Origin of the sequence: Shewanella morhuae (genome assembly GCF_900156405.1) — a bacterium.
In the GTDB taxonomy this organism is placed as follows: Bacteria; Pseudomonadota; Gammaproteobacteria; order Enterobacterales; family Shewanellaceae; genus Shewanella; species Shewanella morhuae.
On the sequence record NZ_FTNN01000006.1, the window covers coordinates 14,902 to 33,256 of the forward strand.

Here is an 18,355-nt window from a genome sequence, read left to right on the forward strand (position 1 = left end):
TCTCCTAATACGGCTAGCTGCGTTATTCATGAAGATCAATTGGAATAACGCGGGGCCATCACTGGCCCCAAGCAAAAAATTTAACGATTCTTGTGCTGATTCTTATGTTTAATCCAGTGATTTAATGTTTCAAATAATTCATTGAGCACTATCGGCTTGGTGATATGAGCGTTCATCCCCGCCGCTAAACTCTTTTCCCTGTCGCCCGACATAGCATGAGCCGTCATGGCGATAATAGGCAGTTCATCGGTATTAAAACGCTCGCGCAGAGCTCTGGCCGCCGTAAGCCCATCCATCACTGGCATTTGGATATCCATCAATACTGCATCAAAAGGACGTGAGTCAACAATATCCAGTGCAACTTGACCATTACCAGCCAACACCACTTCATAACCCGCACTTTTGAGAAGCTCTGTCGCAACTTGCTGGTTAATAAAGTTATCCTCTACCAGCAATACTAATCCTGCGTACTCACCTTCTGTCACGACAACATCTTCTGGTGGCGGCAACATATTCAATCTTGGCTCGTCAGCAAAAGCTGCGATGATTTCATCGAACAAGCTTGATGCTTTAAAAGGTTTTTGCAGTACTGTAAACACCTTGGCATTATCCACTTGATCCTGCAAAGGTTCTGCCGCATAGGCCGTCATCATGATAATGACGGGGCGTTTTTCTAAAAGGCCTTCGGCCAACATAGTATCGATGGCGCTCACCACATCACAGCCATCCATTTCGGGCATCATCCAATCGAGCAAGATTAAATCGATTGGCGCCTGTGATAGTTTATCTAAGGCTTCGGCGCCGCTAGTGGCGGTATCGACATCAAAATGTAAATCCCGCATCAAGGTTGAATAAATCTGCAACGCGGTCGGATTATCATCAACAACCAAGGTACGCAAATTATTCAGTTTTTCGGGTACGACGAAAGGCTCAACTGTCGCTTCTTCAGCAATTTCAAAACTGATGGTAAAGCTGAAGGTACTACCTACCCCAAGCTCACTCTGCACTTGCATTTTGCCGCCCATCATAGAAACAAGATGCTTACTGATAGACAAACCTAAACCTGTGCCACCGTATTTACGCGTCGTCGAACCATCGGCTTGGGCAAAAGCATCAAATAACTTTTCTTGCTGATCTTTATCAATCCCAATTCCCGTATCACGAACCCAGAACTTGAGCGTAATACGGTGGTCACGCTCACCCACATCTTCACACCCCAGCTCAACCTCACCCGATTGGGTAAACTTTACCGCATTCGATAAAAGATTAATCAGGATTTGCCCTAAACGCAGAGGGTCACCTTTGAGGATTAATCCCGAGGTTACTGGCGCATAGAGTAGTAACTCCACACCTTGTTCCTGCGCTTTGAGCGCATTAAGATCCAGTGCATGATCAAGCACTTTATCTAGCGGGAATGGCACTAATTCTAGCTCTAACTTACCGGCTTCGATTTTAGAAAAATCGAGAATATCATTGATGATCCGCAGTAATGATTGCGCCGAAAAACCGGCTTTTTCAAGGTAATCCTTTTGCTGCGCCGTTAACGCAGTGCGCTGTGCCAACTGCAACATACCGATAATAGCGTTCATGGGCGTGCGGATTTCATGGCTCATATTCGCCAAGAACTCACTCTTATATAGGTTAGCTAATTCAGCGTCTTGCTTAGCTTCCAGTAGCGCCACTTCGTTGCTCTTATGGCGGGTAATATCCTTGTGAGTACCGAGCATACGTTTAGGCTGACCATCACTAGTAAACTCCACCACTCGGCCACGACAAAGTACCCAATGATAGCTACCGTTTTTGGCTAATAACCGAAACTCGATTTCATAGGCATCAATAGGATTTTGTAAATACTCGCGCCGATACTCTTCCACCCGAACACGATCGTCAGGATGAGTTAGCTGATCAATTGCCGATAATAAGGCTGGAAATTCATTGGTTTGATAACCCAACATAGAATAGTAAGCAGGATTACAAATAATTTGTTCCGAGTCTAAATACCAATCCCACAGGCCATCTTCTACCGCATCCATGGCTAAGTGGTAACGCTCTTCCGATAATCGTAACTGCTCGGCTGCTTCATATTCACGGGTGACATCACGCCATACCGCAATCAACCCCTGAAGCTCACCACGGCGGTTATAGAAAGGTAGCTTTAGTGTGTCCAGTAACAACGGTTTACCTGCGAGCTCTATTTTTTCTTGATAACGCAGCGGCACACGATCTTTTAATACTTGTTCATCTTCAGCGCGGATACGTATACCCATTTCCGGCGAGGTTAAATCGTCTGATGACAAACCAATCATCTCGCTCTCGGTATAACCTAACATCCGCTCAGCTGCTTTGTTACAGCCTAAGTAGTTACCCTCTTTATCTTTAAAAACAATAGCCTCAGGAATCGCATCGAGTAAGGATCGCAATAGTGCATATTCGCGTTCACGCCGTTCCGTGGTGTCTTTTAAGCGTTCAGTTCGCCGTGCCACTAACTTATCAAGCCGCTTATTTTGCTCGGCTAAATGATGGGTATATTGTTTGTTTTCCTCAAAAATCCGACTCACTAACAAGAACCAAGGCTCCCAGCCGCGAGTGATTTTCTCTGGAGGCTTACGTGGCTCTTGCGAACACCCTTCAAGGTGCGATAACAAGCGTGATGCTGGACTCACAAAGGAGCGACGAGTCTGCCAATGCACTATGGTGACTAACACAGATAGCGCTATCACCACCAAGATAAACGTCAGCTGTAATTTCTCCCAAGAATCTTGGAATAAATCATCTTCATCCTGTAAATACAGTAAACGCCAAGGTGCGTTATGCAGGGCAACCGAGTGGATGTAATAGCCATTACGAATAATGCCGTCGTGGGCATCGAACAGTTCAGACTCAGGTAACGAATGCAATTCAGACGGGATGCGCTGGCTAATGTGATAAACCCGATTAATGTCGGAAATATCAAAGTCGCTGTGGGATAAAATATTATTCTGTTGGTCGAGTAAAATCACCGTACCTGGCATCTTAAAGTAAACTCGAATTTGCCGTGCTAAGGAGGCCAACGTCATGTCTAAATTGATTGAACCGATAAAGTCATCTTCTAAATAAATGGGCACACCTAGCGTGGTTAGCAAACCTTTGCCGGTTGAATCAACATAGGCTTCGCTCCAAAAAACGCTGCGTTGTGGGTTCATTGCTGGAGTGGCGTATTGGAACTGCTTCTTGTTGAGGTATTCATCCCTGAAACGTATATCTTCATCAGACCAGGGGAAATAAGACATGATCCTACGTTTAGACAGATAATAAATTGCCGAGGCTTTTGGGGCGGCTTCCTTAGCGACAGGGAACGACAGCGACAGCTCAAATAACATCTCAAGTTCTTGATAAAACCCATCACTGCGGCCATCAAGGGAACCGGCACCCGTGATCCGTCCCATGTTAGTAAAAGGTTTACCGCTCTGAGCATAGCGAGGTTCTAGGGTAAAATACTGGCCACTCTCATTAAACTTACCGTATTGGGGTAAGCGCTCTTTACGCACGAGCTCACCTAAACGCAGATGATCCACCGCAACATCACGTAAGCTTTTTACTGCCCGAATACTCGATTCAAGTAACAAATCGATTTGCAGCACATGTCGTTGTACTTGTTCTTCACGCTGCTCCATTTGCTGGGCTTTCTGGCGGTCAAAAAACATCCATGCGGTCAACAAAGACATGACGATAACGCCAATGTACGTATAAAAAACAGCACGGTTGTAATTTTTCTGGATCGGCGATTTTAGTTGGAGATCCGGCTCACTCGATTTCATCCACTACCCTTGATTGCAGCGCTTAATTTAAGCCATCGACGGCAAAAACTATCAGCACCTATAGTAGCAGGAAGAAACGGTCAATCACATAAAATAATTGCCCGATAAAGGCTACTCATACCACTGATAAGTCAATTAAAAATCTGTTACATAATAAACATCAGGCCTCAATATCTGAGGCCTGATTATTTACTCAAAACAAAACTCTCCCGCATTAGAGATGCTCTTCGGCATATTCGGCTAAGCGTGAACGCACCACGCCATTTAAATACACGTTAGCACTGCCTTCAAAGTCTTTAAAACGCTCAACAATATAAGTTAATCCGGAGGTGACAGCCGTTAAATAGTTAGAGTCAATTTGCGCTAAGTTACCGCAACAAATCAGTTTTGTACCCTCACCCATACGGGTAATCATGGTTTTAAGCTGCGAAGCGGTGAGGTTTTGACATTCATCCAGTAACACGATGGAGTTTTGGATTGAGCGCCCACGCATAAAGTTAATCGACTTAAACTGGATATTGGCTTTTTCCATAATGTAATTCATGCTGCCGGTGGGATTAACATCATTCTTGTGTAGCACTTCAAGCGTATCAGTAATAGCGGCCAACCACGGCAGCATTTTCTCCTCTTCGGTGCCGGGTAAAAAACCGATAGATTCGGCAATTTCAGGGGTATTACGGGTCACGATCACTTTATCATAGCGATTACGCTCAACCACCAACTCAAGCGCCGCTGCCATGGCGAGCAAGGTTTTACCGCAACCGGCGGGGCCGGTTAAGATCACCAGATCTATATCGGGATCGAGCAGCGCTTGCAATGCCATACCTTGGTAGACGTTTTTAGGCTTAATCCCCCATGCTTCAAGGTTGTTTATCCGCTCGCGGCCTAGATCTAAAATATGCAGATGAGTTGCAGTGCGTTCTATCACTCGTCCGCAAAAATCAGACTCGGTATCGATAAGGTATTGGTTAATATAAAACTGATCATTTTCAAGATCGGTAATTGGTACTTCATGTACCGTATGCCGCCCCTGACGCTCAGTAGAAACCTTATTCAAGTGCTCCCAAAAATTGCCCTCAAACTGGTAAAAACCTTTACTGAGGAAACGAATATCATCAATCAGTTGATCAGTTCGATAATCTTCAACCAATTGAACACCGGCGCCTTTGGCTTTAAGGCGCATATTGATATCTTTAGTAACTAAAACAACAATACGAGGATGATGTAGGTTTTGCAGGTGTAAAACAGTATTGATAATGCGGTTGTCGTTACCGTCACCTGGCAAGGCGCCAAGGGTGAAGCTAACAAGATGGTCGGGGAAGATAGACAGCGAACCGATGGCATCGGCATGGCTTTCACGATTTGGTAAGTGAACCCCATTGATAATCTGCTCTGGAGTAGTTTCACCACCAAGGGTGTCCTCCAATGCTCTGATAGCGACTCGAGCATCGCGGCTTACATCACTTTTTCTGTCTTTAATCTGGTCTAATTCTTCTAGCACTGTCATCGGAATGACGACATCGTGCTCTTTAAATGAATAGATCGCCAAAGGTTCATGTAGTAACACATTGGTATCCAGTACAAACAACTTTCTGTCGTTTTGTTCCATGGCGCCTCCAGAGTGCTTCAGTAAAGTTTAAACAAACTTTTGAATCTCAATAAAAGTAACACGGCTGCAATGACTGGCTAAACATAAGGTAAAAATAACAATAAGGTTCAAGTTGATAGCGGTTATCAGCGCCTAAAACCTTATATTGATATTGGCACCAAAGTGACTCAATAACAATATAACCACCTTTATTTGCCTGCAGCTCAAGGCAGTGTATCGCCGCAAATGTGACGCTAGCATGACAATATCCTCAACTTGCACCACAACTTTGTCGCTTGTACAATTTGTAATCTATCACAGTGGAAATTAGGCTCTAACAAGTGATTGGGCGATTTAACTATCGTGAGTATTGGTATAACATACGCGCCCTTTGTTAGAGTCCGCCTAGAAATGAGAATTAAAGATGCCGTTCGCCTTAGGTCAACGTTGGATAAGTGATACCGAGTCAGAGCTTGGTTTAGGAACTGTGGTTCAAGTAGAAGGCCGTATGGTCACAGTATTATTCCCTGCCACCGGTGAGAACCGCATGTTCTCCCGCGCAGAAGCCCCTCTGACACGCGTTATATACAATCCCGGCGATTCGGTTGAAAGCCATGAAGGCTGGAGTCTTGTCGTCAGTGAATTGACTGAGAAAGACGGGATAGTGCTTTATCACGGTATTCACAGTGAAACTGGCGAAGAAGTGACTCTGCGTGAAACTCTGCTGAACCACAATATTCGTTTCAACAAACCTCAAGATCGTTTATTTGCCGGGCAAATTGATCGCCTCGACCGTTTTGGGGTGCGTTATCAATGCCAAATGCTGCGTCACAAATTGGCTTCATCGGACTTACTCGGCTTGCAAGGCCCACGTGTTGGACTTATTCCGCACCAAATGTGGATTGCCCATGAAGTCGGTCGTCGTTATGCGCCACGCGTATTACTCGCCGATGAAGTGGGTCTAGGTAAAACCATTGAAGCAGGTCTGATTATTCATCAACAACTGCTGACTAGCCGCGCCGAACGCATCCTGATTATCGTGCCTGATACCCTGCGCCATCAGTGGTTAGTGGAAATGTTGCGCCGCTTTAACCTGCGTTTTTCTGTGTTTGATGAAGACCGCTGCGTTGAAGCCTATGCTGATAATGACAATCCTTTCTACACCGAACAGTTAATTATTTGTTCACTGGAATTACTGCGTAAGAAAAAACGCCTCGACCAAGCCCTCGATGCCGATTGGGATCTATTAGTCGTTGACGAAGCGCACCACTTAGAATGGACAGAAGAAGCGCCCAGCCGCGCCTATCAAGTGGTTGAAGCACTAAGTGAAGTGATCCCAGGCGTTTTACTGCTAACCGCAACACCGGATCAACTTGGCCATGAGAGCCACTTTGCTCGTTTACGCCTGCTCGATCCAGATCGTTTCTACGATTACGATGCCTTCCTAACCGAAGAGGACAGCTATAAAGACGTGGCCATTGCCGCCGAAGCGCTAGCAGGTAACGCTAAATTATCCGATGCTGCTATCAATAGCTTGACCGAATTACTCGGCGAAAAAGATATCAGCCCAAGTATTCGTTTGATCCAAGCTGAGGGTGTCGATAGCGAGGTTCAACAAGCCGCTCGAAGCGAATTACTACAACAATTACTCGACCGTCACGGCACTGGCCGCGTGTTGTACCGCAACAGCCGCGCCTCGGTAAAAGGTTTTCCGCAGCGTTTATTTAACGCTTATCCCCATGCTATGCCAGATCAATATCAAACTGCCGCACGCGTCAGTGGCATGATGGGCGGACATAAATCTTTAGAAGCGAAAGCGGCGCAAGCCCTGAGCCCTGAAAAGCTATACCAAGAATTTGAAGATAATAGCGCCAGTTGGTGGAAGTTCGATCCTCGCGTAGATTGGTTAATCGAGTTCTTAAAATCCCACCGCAGCAAAAAAGTACTGATCATCGCCAGCCAAGCAGAAACGGCGCTGAGCTTAGAAGAAGCCCTGCGTACCCGCGAAGGGATTCAAGCGACGGTATTCCACGAAGGCATGTCGATTATTGAGCGCGATAAAGCCGGTGCTTACTTTGCCCAAGAGGAAGGCGGCGCGCAGGCGCTGATTTGCTCTGAAATTGGCTCAGAAGGACGCAACTTCCAGTTTGCCAGCCACTTAGTGCTGTTCGACCTGCCGCTAAACCCTGATCTATTAGAACAACGTATCGGTCGTTTAGATCGTATTGGCCAGAAAAATGATATCCAAATTCATTTGCCTTACCTTGAAGATACAGCCCAAGAACGTTTGATGCAGTGGTATCACCAAGGGCTTAATGCCTTCGAACGCACCTGTCCGAGTGGCCATGTGCTTTATCGTGAGTTTGCCGAAGAGCTATTAAATGTTCTGATAGGTAATGACAGTGACGAGCTAACAAACCTGCTCAATCATACTCAGAGTCGTTATAAAGAACTTAAACATGCTATGGAGCAAGGCCGTGACAAACTGCTTGAAATCAACTCACACGGCGGCGACAAGGCACAGGCTATCGTCAACCGTCTTGCACAGAACGATGGTGACACCCATTTAATTGGCTCCGTTATCCGACTGTGGGATATTATCGGTGTTGATCAAGAAGATAATGGTGAAAACTCGATCATTTTACGCCCGAGTGAGCACATGATGTTCCCGACGTATCCCGGCCTACCAGAAGATGGTATGACAGTGACATTTGATCGCGACACCGCTTTGTCCCGCGATGATATCGCGTTGATAACCCAAGAGCATCCATTGGTGCAAACAGGGCTCGACTTGATCACAGGTTCAGAAACGGGTACCACCAGCGTAGCCATTTTAAAGAATAAAGCATTGCCAGCAGGCACCTTGTTCTTAGAACTTATCTATATGGCTGATGCGTCTGCACCTAAATCGAGCCAGCTATATCGTTATTTACCACCGACACCAATCCGCGTGTTGATGGATAAAAACGGTAACGACCTGTCAGCTAAAGTGGATTACGCCAGTTTTGATAAACAACTGAGCGCGGTCAATCGTCATATTGGTGGCAAATTAGTTACCGCATCTCAACCTATTTTGCACCCACTGTTTGCTAAGGGCGAAGAATATGCACAAGTCGTTGTTGATGAAATGGTTGTTCAAGCGAGAGAGAAAATGACTCAACAACTGAGCGCTGAGCTCGACCGTTTAGAGTCACTCAAAGCCGTCAATCCTAATATCCGTGAAGAAGAATTAGAATACCTGCGCAACCAGATGCAAGAGCTTAATACTTATCTCGATGCCAGCCAGTTACAACTCGATGCTATCCGTATGGTGCTCGTAAGCCACGTATAAACCCTAGCTGTAAGTTGCAATAATCTGCCCAGCCTCAGTGCTGGGCTTTTTTATGGGAGTCATCAGACTTTATAAGGAAAATTAACCCTAGAGGAAGCGTTCAGGTTATACTCAAATATGGGTGAATTTATGAGACTACACAGGTGGTTATCAATTCTATGGTGCGTATCCTCTGCTTTATCTTTAGCTGTATTGTTGGCATCACTACTCTGCCGTCCTTTAGTGCTGATACCACCACGCCTGCGGTTAAAACTGTAGAAAAAGAGAATCCTCCTACACCCACGCCAACACCAACGCCAAAAAAAACTAATTACAACTATTTACCCGCCAGCGAAATTAAACAAATCACAATCGATAATAAACAATACGATTTATTAGTTCGCCCGTGGGAAGGGAAAAAGAAACTCGGTACGGCCATTATCCTGCCCGCCACCAACGGTACGGCAGATTCTCCAGGACTGATGGCTTTCGTGCGCCGTAATATTAACCCCGCGGGTTGGGCAAGCTTAGGGGTAACCCCGCCCACTGAGCCGCCAACTGCCAATTTTGCTACTGATGCCACCGAAGTGACCTCAGCTGGCGCGGCTCAGCTCAGCGCTCCTTCTAACAAACCTAGCCCTAAAGTTAAGCCTGAAGACAATAATAAACATCAACAGGAGCAGGAAGATTTCCTCGTTAAAAGTATGTCGCAATTAGATGCCATTGGGGCAGATTATGCGGGAAAACGCATTTTGATCACCGCAGATCAAAGCGCTGGGTTACTGATTAGCCTATTAAGCCAAAAGAAAATTGCCAATCCTGATGTGTTGATCGTCATCAATCCCTATCGTGAAGATGAACAACGTAATCAAGCACTACCCGAGTTATTAGCCAAACTTACAATGCCGATTTTAGATATTCAATCACCAGATGGACACCCCGCCTCATTAGAAACGGCCAAGCATCGTAAAACGTTGGCGGTGACGCTAGAAAGCCCTAATTATCGACAAACCACGTTAGCCCTTAATTTAGACAACGAAAGCGCTTGGCAAAACTGCCTTAATACGATTAAAGGCTTTGCCGCCCGCATGAGCGGCGCGCAGTAAAGGCGACATCAATAAAACGGTTTTACCAACCCGACTGACGATCCTGATAAGATTTTTGCGGATCTTTAAGCTGGCGCGTGGCCGCTATTTTACTATTTTTGCCTAACAACAACCGAATTTGGCTAATTGACTCTCGGCAAAGTAGGCTGCGAATAGAAGCCGTCCAACTACGGTTAATACTGAGTTTAATGGCTGCGGCGGCGTCAGGAGAGGTCTGCATCAGTTGCACAGCCAATTGCTGCGCGCTCGCCATCGGCGTTTTGCTCACTTGCGTTACCAGTCCTAATGTTAGCGCTTCATGGCTTTCGAGCACTTTGGCTGTAAGGCTCAATAGCATAGCTTGATCCTTAGGCATAATTTGCCGTAAGGCGACCAGTCCTGCCATATCGGGCACGAGCCCCCATTTCGCTTCCATAATAGATAACTTACTCTCTGTACTTGCGATACGCACATCGGCACCTAAAGCGATTTGCATACCACCACCATAACAACACCCCTCAAGTACAGCGATAACCGGTACTGGTAGAGTTTGCCAACCTAAAGATACCCGCTGCGCCAAGTTCGCATTACCGGGCAAAAACTTAAACAATAACTTAAGCGCTTGCATCGGTGCCGACATCACACTTTTCACATCCAACCCTGAGCTAAAGTGGCCTCCCGCACCAGAAAGGATCACCGCACGCACCGTAGGATCAGCTTTGATACTTTTAATTGCGCTATCGAGCTCGCTAAACATGGCATAGTTAATCGCATTCATTTTCTCGGGGCGATTTAACAACACATAGGCGATACCATCATCGACGTTAACTTGCACACTTTGGCTACTCATAAAATATTCCGTTACTGGTCAGTCCAGAACAAATGTTAACACGTTTAAAATGCTTCGTTAAAATATATAAGCTGGACTTGCCCGAAGAATATAATTCGTCAGTCGAATCCGAAAGATAAGTGTTATCTTTAGTAAATGGGCAAACAAGGATCATTAGTCAGCATGTCAATACCTGTACTTATCTGTGACGATTCCGCCATGGCACGTAAACAAATGGCTCGAACACTCCCTAAAGAATGGGATGTGGAAATTACCTATGCGGCCAATGGTGCCGAGGGGCTTGATGCCATTAGAGCCGGAAAAGGCGAAGTGGTGTTCCTCGATCTCAACATGCCTGTGATGGACGGTTATGAAGTATTACAAACCGTGCAACAACAGGATCTACCCGCATTAATTATTGTGGTCTCAGGTGATATTCAAATTAAAGCCCACGAACGAGTTAAAGCTTTGGGAGCATTAGATTTTATCCAAAAACCCGTTAGTGCTGATGCCGTTAGTAATATTTTACAAGATTACGGCATCTTAACCCTGAAACAAAAAGATATCGCCGACGAAGCCCCAATGATGAAAGTCGATTTACGCGATGCTTGTCAAGAAATCGCTAACGTCGCCATGGGGCGCGCCGCCGATCTATTAGCTAAATTACTCGATGTATTCGTATTATTACCCATCCCTAATGTGAACGTGCTGGAAGTGAGTGAGCTCACCATGGCGCTCAAATCTACAGAAGAAAGTGAAACCGTATCGGCACTGTGCCAAGGGTTTATCGGTGCGGGAATTGCGGGTGAGGCACTGCTGTTATTCCATGATTCTAGCTTTAAAGACATGGCAAAACTGATGGGGCTGGCTAATCCTGAAGATAAGAATACCGAAATAGAAGTGTTGATTGACACCGGAAACGTACTGATTGGCGCCTTTCTCAGTGGTATTTCTGAACAACTCGATATGAAATTCAGCCAAAATCACCCTATTGTGCTGGGACGCCAATGTACGGTAAATGAGCTGATCCACGATAATGCCGAAAAATGGCATCGCACGTTGGCAATGGAGATTAATTACCGCATTGAAGATCATAATATTCAATGTGATTTGCTACTGCTCTTTACCGAAGACTCCATTCCTACACTGAGCTATAAACTCGGCTATTTACTCGATTAATCAGTTGGATGCTACTTTATGTCAAATGACCAAAGCGCAATGAACGAACTACATTGGCTTATCGATATGGTGCAAACCATAGAGGTAGGATTAGTGGTATTAGATCGCCATTACAATATCCAACTGTGGAATGGTTTTATGGAGAATCACAGTGGTGTTTCTCCTAATTCGATCAAAGGCCAAAATCTATTTACCCGCTTTCCCGATCTGCCAGACACTTGGTTAAAGCAGAAAATGGAATCGGTTTTCATGCTTAAAAATCGTGCATTTATCAGCTGGGAACAGCGTCCATACGTTTTTAAATTTAAAAATTATCGCCCAATTACCGGTCGCGCTGATTTTATGTACCAAAATGTCACCTTGCTACCACTGGCCTCACTCACAGGCCAAATTACCCATATCAGCGTAATTATTTATGACGTGACTGATATCGCTATCAACAAGTTACAATTTAAAGCCGCTAACGAGCAGCTCCAACGTCTTAGCCAAATTGATGGCCTCACTCAGTTATACAACCGTCGCTATTGGCAAGAATGCTTAAATCATGAGTACGATTTACATGCTCGTTATTCAGATATCGCCAGTTTAGTTTTGCTAGATATTGATAACTTCAAACATATCAACGACAGCTATGGGCATTTAGTCGGTGACAAGGTCATTCAGCATATTGCACACCTACTCAGCCAATCCCTACGCGAGACCGATTGCGCTGGGCGTTATGGTGGCGAAGAATTTACCGTCATATTACCCAAAACCAGTGGCGCTGATGCGATAAGGTTTACCGAGCGACTCAGGGAGAAAATTGCCTCATCGGTCATCACCTATGAAAACCTTAAGATCACAGTAACGGTTAGTTTAGGCGCATGTGAAATAGGCTCTGATATTACCAGTAGCTCTAATTGGATTTCGTGCGCAGACAAAGCTCTCTACGAGGCAAAGGAAAAGGGCCGCAACTGCAGTGTTTTATATACTTCAAACCAATGACCTATAAATATACCTAATAAAAATGCCCATCAATGATGGGCATTTTTATTTATAATCAGTGACTAATACGCAATAAAAAATTAATGGGGAAAACCATCATCCTCTTCTTCTTCGTCATCTTCATAGTCTTCGTCATCCATATCATCGCCGACGTAATAAGTCCCCCAACCGTCGTAATCGACTTTCTGCTTATTTGCTAATTGCAATAATTGCTCAGAGGCTTTATCGAGTAATGCGATATCCAGTTTATGATGCGCGACGGCATCGAAACAGAAGATAATAGAACCGTCTTCTAAATCCATTTCTTCGGCGTCATTCACCTCAAAGCCTAATTTGAATGCATCTACTGCGGCTTTTTCAAGGCGATCAAAATTAGTCGAAGAAAAATGATGCTCAATTACGTATTCTGCATCTGGATCAGAACCATCATCGAACAAGGATTGAACTATGTCACGGTTCTCGGCAAGTTGAGCTTTTAATTGACTTTCAATAGACATGGATTTGTCTCCGTTAAGGTAACGTTGTCACTAATGAGGCTATTATACGTCATCGCTCGTAAGAGTTTTACCCATAAGTGCAGCCGCTTCTTGATTTATCTCTGCGAATTTGGCTGACATACTGGCATGGATCTGCGCAGAAAAGTTTTTCACCTCTGTTTTATCCACATCCGCAGTAGGCACTGGCGCCATCATATCGATAATCACCACACCATTATTCCAACGATTTAGCTTAATATGGCTCTGGCATGAGGCCACCACTGGCACCACTGGTACTCCAGCAGCAATAGCAGTATGAAAAGCGCCCGCTTTAAACGGTAACAGACCGCGACCCCGAGAACGGGTGCCTTCAGGAAAAATCCACACTGATAAATTATTCTGCTTAATTTTTTCAACCGTCTTAGACATAGTATCAAAAGCACTGTGACGATTTTTGCGGTCAATAAGAATATTGCCCGACAACCAATAGATTTGACCGAACAATGGCATCCACAACAAACTTTTTTTACCTAAACTAACCGTACCTTTAGGCACTGCAGCCGTGTGAGTGAAAAGATCGAAATTATTCTGATGATTGGCTAAGAAAATATAAGGACCATCCTGCACATCTTTATGTCGACGTACTATGACTTTGATCCCAAGGATCGGTGCAACCGATGAGAAAATCTTGGCGAACATATGTACATTGTCACGGTGGCGAGGTCTTAATGCACACACTAAGCCACCAAAAATAAACGCCAGTAACAAGGATACCGCCAACAACACAGATCTTACGATTAAAAGCACGATTGACTCCGATGATAAAAGTGGCGACAGTATAGCCACCATGGCTTTGGGACTCAATATATTGTTTACATCTGTAAGCTGACTTGCTAACAAGCACACAAAAAAGCCCATCGATATACTGAAAATCCAGTGTATCGATGGGCTTTTATATCAATATTTATCTAAGCGTGGTGCTTTGGCAGGATTTCGGATTCCGTAGCCTGAGGCGCAACTTTAGCCAGTAGAAAACGAAATGCTAAGGCGCTTACGGCCAACGTCGCGACTATCGCCGCACCGCTGGGTAGATCTAATGTAGCCGACAGGACTAATCCTAAAACATAACCCAATAAACCGACTAAGTAAGCATAAAATAACCGACCTTTGCCGCGGTACTTGTTCAGTGCTAAAGCCGGTAATATCAAGGTACTGAATACCAGATAAACGCCAACTAATTCAACCGACAAGGTAATAACCAACGCAAACAGCAGATAGAATCCTGCACCATCCAAAATGTGGGGACGCAGGAATATCGCCAATAACACTAGTAAATACACCACTGCCGGCAAAATCAGTTGTGACCAACTCACCCACAGAATCTGACCTGACATCAATTGCTTTAACAGCTCGGCGCCATGCGGGTCATTCGCCAGCAGCAACATAGCCGCTACTGCAGACAACACATAAAAGCAGCCGATCATGGCCTCCAACTCACCCGCCATCCGCTTAGATAACCAAGCGATAAACCCTGCGCCCGCGAGGGCAAACAGCGCTGGCATCCACACATTAGCAAACGGCATGTCTTCTAATCTGTGGTCCATGTGAGCAACAATTGCGCCTAAGGCGGCAACTTGCGCTATCGCTAAATCGATAAAGATGATGCCACGCTTAAGTACTTGTCTGCCAAGTACAATATGCGTCGACAACACTAAGATCCCCGCCGCCAATGCAGGCAACAAAATCGACATCAGTTCAAGATCAAACATAGGTTTATTTCACTCCATTTAAGAGGGAAATCACGCTGTCATAAAGGCCAAATAGATCTTGGCTACTATCATTGCCACCCACGGACATAGGCAGTACCACTACGGGCAAGTTTGCTTTTTCACCGAGCCATTTTGCACCGCGCTCATCTTGATAAGAGGCGACAACTATTGCGAGAATATCCCCTTGTTCTGCGCGCGCCAGCAGACTTGCTAAGTGGCCGCTAGTAGGCGCCAAACCCGGTTTAGGTTCTAAATCAGCCACTTGCTCAACACCAATCCAGTTGAATAGGTATCTGAAGCTTGAGTGGTAAGCGATCACTTTTTTACCCTGCAATCCCTTAGCTTGCGCTTCCCAACGTGGCATTGCGGTTTGCCAGCGAGTGGTAAAATCAGCCAGTGACGTTTGATAAGCGGCCGCGCCAGCAGGATCTAACTGAGTCAATTTAGCACTTAGCGCCGTTGCGACTTTTAATAGGCGCGTTGGGTCAAAATGGATATGTGGATTGCCTTGGGCATGCACATCACCCATGCTGCGATCGACACTGGCCAGCTTATCTAAAGTCTCGATTTGATCGGCAGCAAAAAATAAGCCTTGATCAGTCGAGCGAACATTCGCGTTTGCCGACTTCATCTGCAGCATAGGTAACCAACCCACTTCAAGATCGGCACCGGCGCAGACGACAAGATCCGCCTGTCGCATTTTGGCGATCAAGCTCGGACGTGCCTGCACTTGGTGTGGGTCCTGAAACGCCGTCGTCGCCGAATAGATATTGGCCGTAGGAGCCAGCTCCTTCGTTAACGCCGCATATTCAGGTTCGCAGGCAAACACATTCAGTTCAGCGTGAGCCAAACCGGTATAAGTGATAGATAAGGCCACTGCGGCCACTTTAGCTAAATTAGAATTGATGTGCACCGTGAGCCCCCAGAGACATAATATATTGAATAGTAAAGATGTTATCGTCTTCTATGCCATCGAAATTAGTACCATTTTGATGGGTATACTGAAAACGAACCGTTGAAAAATGGCTAGAATGCCAAGCCAAACTCACTTCTGACTCCTTCAATTTTTGCTCATGAAAATGATCATCATGCAGCTCTTGCGTATCAGCTTCACCGTAACGCACGCCCGCTGACCAGCTAGGCGTGAATTGGTACACACTGCTCAAATACCAACCTTGATGGTAATCTTTGCTCGGCGCATCCTCAGGATGTAAGTCGGTCGGGGTAAAATCACTTACGCGGAAATACTCACCGCTCACGCTTAGATTTTGATATTTGTAGTTGCCGTTAGGTGCCCACTTATATACAAAATCAGCGCCATAGGTATTTTGCCCCGTGTAAGATGCGGCGTGGCTATGGTCATGACCCTCAACAGCTTCATGCTCGTCCTCGGTTTCATGCGCTTCATGGGGAGTTACTTGGCCATTCTCGTTTCGTAAGTAACTCAAGCCCGCTTGCCATGAGCTATTATCGCCTATGTCACCACCCACTTTTGAATACAAGGTGTACACACCGACATTTTTAAACTCACGCTCACCATGCTCATCAGCGGCGCGTAAACTCTCGCCCTTAAAGGCTTCAACACCCATGGTCCAATACAAATCCGTTGGTGCGACATAGTTCAAACGCACACCATCATCAAAATAATGGCCGCCTAAAAATGCACGATAAGCAATAGGGCGATCGGTGAAGGAATCTGTGTGTAAATGTTGGTTATTGAGGTAACCAATGTCCGATAAAAAACGACCACCACGAATAGAGAACCCCGCTGGCATAGCCATGGTTTGAATAAAAGCTTCCTCAAGATTCAGCTCGGTATCACCGTCGTGCATTTCAACCACAGCAGTGACTTTACCGTAAAACATATCGTCAATATTGGCGCTTAAGGCTAACTCAGTCTCACCTAAACCAAAACCATCTGGACTTTCGGCTAATGGACGTTCACCTGTTTGATAGTAACCATTTAATACGGCACTGATAGCAGGGTTAGTAAGGCTCGAATCTTCAGCCCATAGGCTCGGCGAAATAAGCGCACACGCCAAAGCCACCAAGGAAACTCGGGTATTTAACACAGTCATGATATCTCCAAAATACAACTAGCACTCGACGACTAATATAAAGTCATCAAGAAATACAATAAGTTAAAATGTTTAAGTTGATTTAGAGAGCGTAGGGAGGCGCACGACTGCGGTAAACACTGACGTGTTTAAAAGTAGAAGGAGGTAAAATAAACTCGACCACATCGAAATGCTGTATAACTAAATTTAGCGTTAGCGCTTGGGTCGGGATAATCTTGTTGAGTTGATGCTGATGGAAGCACAGCGTACAGTGGGTCTTAGCGCCATCATCAAGATGGGTCACACTATGGGCTGAGGCGGCAAAAGACAGCATTATCAATACGGCAGAAAGCCATATTGAAATCGTGCGTCTTATGTGACGTTTAAGTCTCACTCAGTCGTCCCCATAGTTAAAAAGTGGCACAAGTTTATGTCAGTGCGATAGTAAGTTGCAATAAGGTAATCATCTTGCAAAGGGTTACAAGATGTGTGCTGTGCTCAATCATACCCGTAAGGTCAGATAAGGCTCGGCCTGAAACCCTAGCGAAGATGCGCATTTAAGCTTAACTTAAGTGAGTATAACTATAGTGTATTTAGTTTTTAACTAGGTGTATTTAGTTTTTATGTCGGCGAGCATAACGAAGAAGTTGAGTTCGATATGGCGCCACTTCTATCCAGCAAAAGGCAATGTTCATGCTAACATTTTTTCGTAACAACTTAGGGCTTATCTTAGGGATCGTGATCTTCAGCGTAGTGATTTTTGGTGGGATTTATTACGTTGAGCATTCATTAGCAGGTCAAGAACAAGTCGTGCAGTAAGCTATTACGCCATGCGTTAAATATCTATTCTCACAGCGTTACTGACGTTATATTGGGTACCGGTGAAAGGTACTCAATATGCGGTATTGTTTATAAAATTACCCCCTCCAAACTAACGGTGCTTCTGCCGTTGATCGCTATCATCAACTTGTTCTGGTGCTTCTTTGGTGACGAGTTGATCCATAAAGTGACTGACAAATAATAACATTAGCGAAAAAATCATCACTGGGATCATAATATTACGCACCGAAGCATCGAAGTAACTATAGGCGGCTGTAAAAGCGCTTAAATAAAATCCCAATAGCTTCAGTTTACCAAATACAGGGTTATGACCCAGCCAAGCCATGCAATGGGGACAACGTACCTCAGCATCAAATCCACCGCCCCTTTGCTGGCTGATATCACTAACTTTGATGTATTGATGGCAATGGGAACACAACATGAAACACACTTCCTAAATAA

15 protein-coding genes are annotated in these 18,355 nt (G+C 45.2%); 5 read left to right on the forward strand and 10 right to left on the reverse strand.

Annotated features, from left to right (window positions below; genetic code table 11):
• Positions 1-80: 80 nt before the first annotated feature.
• Positions 81-3,797: a response regulator gene (locus BW947_RS08660; protein WP_076498531.1), complete on the reverse strand. Its 3,717-nt coding sequence runs from the start codon at positions 3,795-3,797 to the stop codon at positions 81-83.
• A gap of 214 nt (positions 3,798-4,011) precedes the next feature.
• Entirely contained in the window at positions 4,012-5,406 is a 1,395-nt protein-coding gene (locus tag BW947_RS08665; protein ID WP_076498533.1) for a PhoH family protein, read from the reverse strand.
• A gap of 403 nt (positions 5,407-5,809) precedes the next feature.
• On the opposite strand from BW947_RS08665, the gene rapA reads away from it, so the two are divergent.
• Positions 5,810-8,716: an RNA polymerase-associated protein RapA gene (gene rapA, locus BW947_RS08670; protein ID WP_076498536.1), complete on the forward strand. Its 2,907-nt coding sequence runs from the start codon at positions 5,810-5,812 to the stop codon at positions 8,714-8,716.
• 158 nt (positions 8,717-8,874) lie between these two features.
• Positions 8,875-9,801 carry a DUF3530 family protein gene (locus BW947_RS08675; protein ID WP_076498539.1) on the forward strand — a complete coding sequence of 309 codons (927 nt, stop codon included), beginning with the start codon at positions 8,875-8,877 and terminating at the stop codon, positions 9,799-9,801.
• 22 nt (positions 9,802-9,823) lie between these two features.
• On the opposite strand, the gene BW947_RS08680 is transcribed toward BW947_RS08675, so the two are convergent.
• A complete protein-coding gene (locus BW947_RS08680; RefSeq protein WP_076498541.1) occupies positions 9,824-10,630 on the reverse strand; it encodes a crotonase/enoyl-CoA hydratase family protein in 807 nt (268 codons plus the stop codon).
• Positions 10,631-10,792: 162 nt separating this feature from the next.
• Between BW947_RS08680 and BW947_RS08685 the strand changes: the two genes are divergently transcribed.
• Both BW947_RS08685 and BW947_RS08690 read left to right on the forward strand, forming a co-directional pair.
• Positions 10,793-11,788 (forward strand): response regulator, encoded by a 996-nt coding sequence (locus BW947_RS08685; protein WP_076498544.1) that lies wholly within the window; start codon positions 10,793-10,795, stop codon positions 11,786-11,788.
• Between the two features lie 18 nt (positions 11,789-11,806).
• The gene (locus BW947_RS08690) at positions 11,807-12,772 is read left to right on the forward strand and encodes a GGDEF domain-containing protein (protein WP_076498547.1); all 966 of its coding nucleotides are present in this window, start codon (positions 11,807-11,809) and stop codon (positions 12,770-12,772) included.
• An 80-nt stretch (positions 12,773-12,852) separates the two neighbouring features.
• On the opposite strand, the gene rraB is transcribed toward BW947_RS08690, so the two are convergent.
• The 6 genes from rraB to BW947_RS08720 form a co-directional block, all read right to left on the reverse strand.
• Entirely contained in the window at positions 12,853-13,269 is a 417-nt protein-coding gene (gene rraB, locus BW947_RS08695) for a ribonuclease E inhibitor RraB (RefSeq protein WP_076498549.1), read from the reverse strand.
• 42 nt (positions 13,270-13,311) lie between these two features.
• The gene (locus BW947_RS08700; RefSeq protein WP_076499047.1) at positions 13,312-14,055 is read right to left on the reverse strand and encodes a 1-acylglycerol-3-phosphate O-acyltransferase; all 744 of its coding nucleotides are present in this window, start codon (positions 14,053-14,055) and stop codon (positions 13,312-13,314) included.
• A gap of 161 nt (positions 14,056-14,216) precedes the next feature.
• Complete coding sequence (locus BW947_RS08705; RefSeq protein WP_076498552.1) at positions 14,217-15,017, reverse strand: metal ABC transporter permease; 801 nt, start codon at positions 15,015-15,017, stop codon at positions 14,217-14,219.
• A 4-nt stretch (positions 15,018-15,021) separates the two neighbouring features.
• Positions 15,022-15,930: a metal ABC transporter solute-binding protein, Zn/Mn family gene (locus BW947_RS08710; RefSeq protein WP_076498555.1), complete on the reverse strand. Its 909-nt coding sequence runs from the start codon at positions 15,928-15,930 to the stop codon at positions 15,022-15,024.
• Entirely contained in the window at positions 15,914-17,095 is a 1,182-nt protein-coding gene (locus tag BW947_RS08715) for a porin family protein (RefSeq protein WP_076498558.1), read from the reverse strand. Before BW947_RS08715 ends, BW947_RS08710 begins: the two co-directional genes overlap by 17 nt.
• 82 nt (positions 17,096-17,177) lie before the next feature.
• Positions 17,178-17,468 carry an ABC-type zinc uptake system zinc chaperone gene (locus BW947_RS08720; protein WP_076498561.1) on the reverse strand — a complete coding sequence of 97 codons (291 nt, stop codon included), beginning with the start codon at positions 17,466-17,468 and terminating at the stop codon, positions 17,178-17,180.
• 299 nt (positions 17,469-17,767) lie between these two features.
• Here BW947_RS08720 and BW947_RS18950 point away from each other — a divergent pair, with 299 nt between their 5' ends.
• On the forward strand, positions 17,768-17,893 hold the full coding sequence (locus tag BW947_RS18950) for a hypothetical protein (RefSeq protein WP_107883768.1): 126 nt from the start codon (positions 17,768-17,770) through the stop codon (positions 17,891-17,893).
• 112 nt (positions 17,894-18,005) lie between these two features.
• On the opposite strand, the gene BW947_RS08725 is transcribed toward BW947_RS18950, so the two are convergent.
• Positions 18,006-18,335 carry a hypothetical protein gene (locus tag BW947_RS08725; protein WP_076498563.1) on the reverse strand — a complete coding sequence of 110 codons (330 nt, stop codon included), beginning with the start codon at positions 18,333-18,335 and terminating at the stop codon, positions 18,006-18,008.
• Positions 18,336-18,355: the final 20 nt, after the last annotated feature.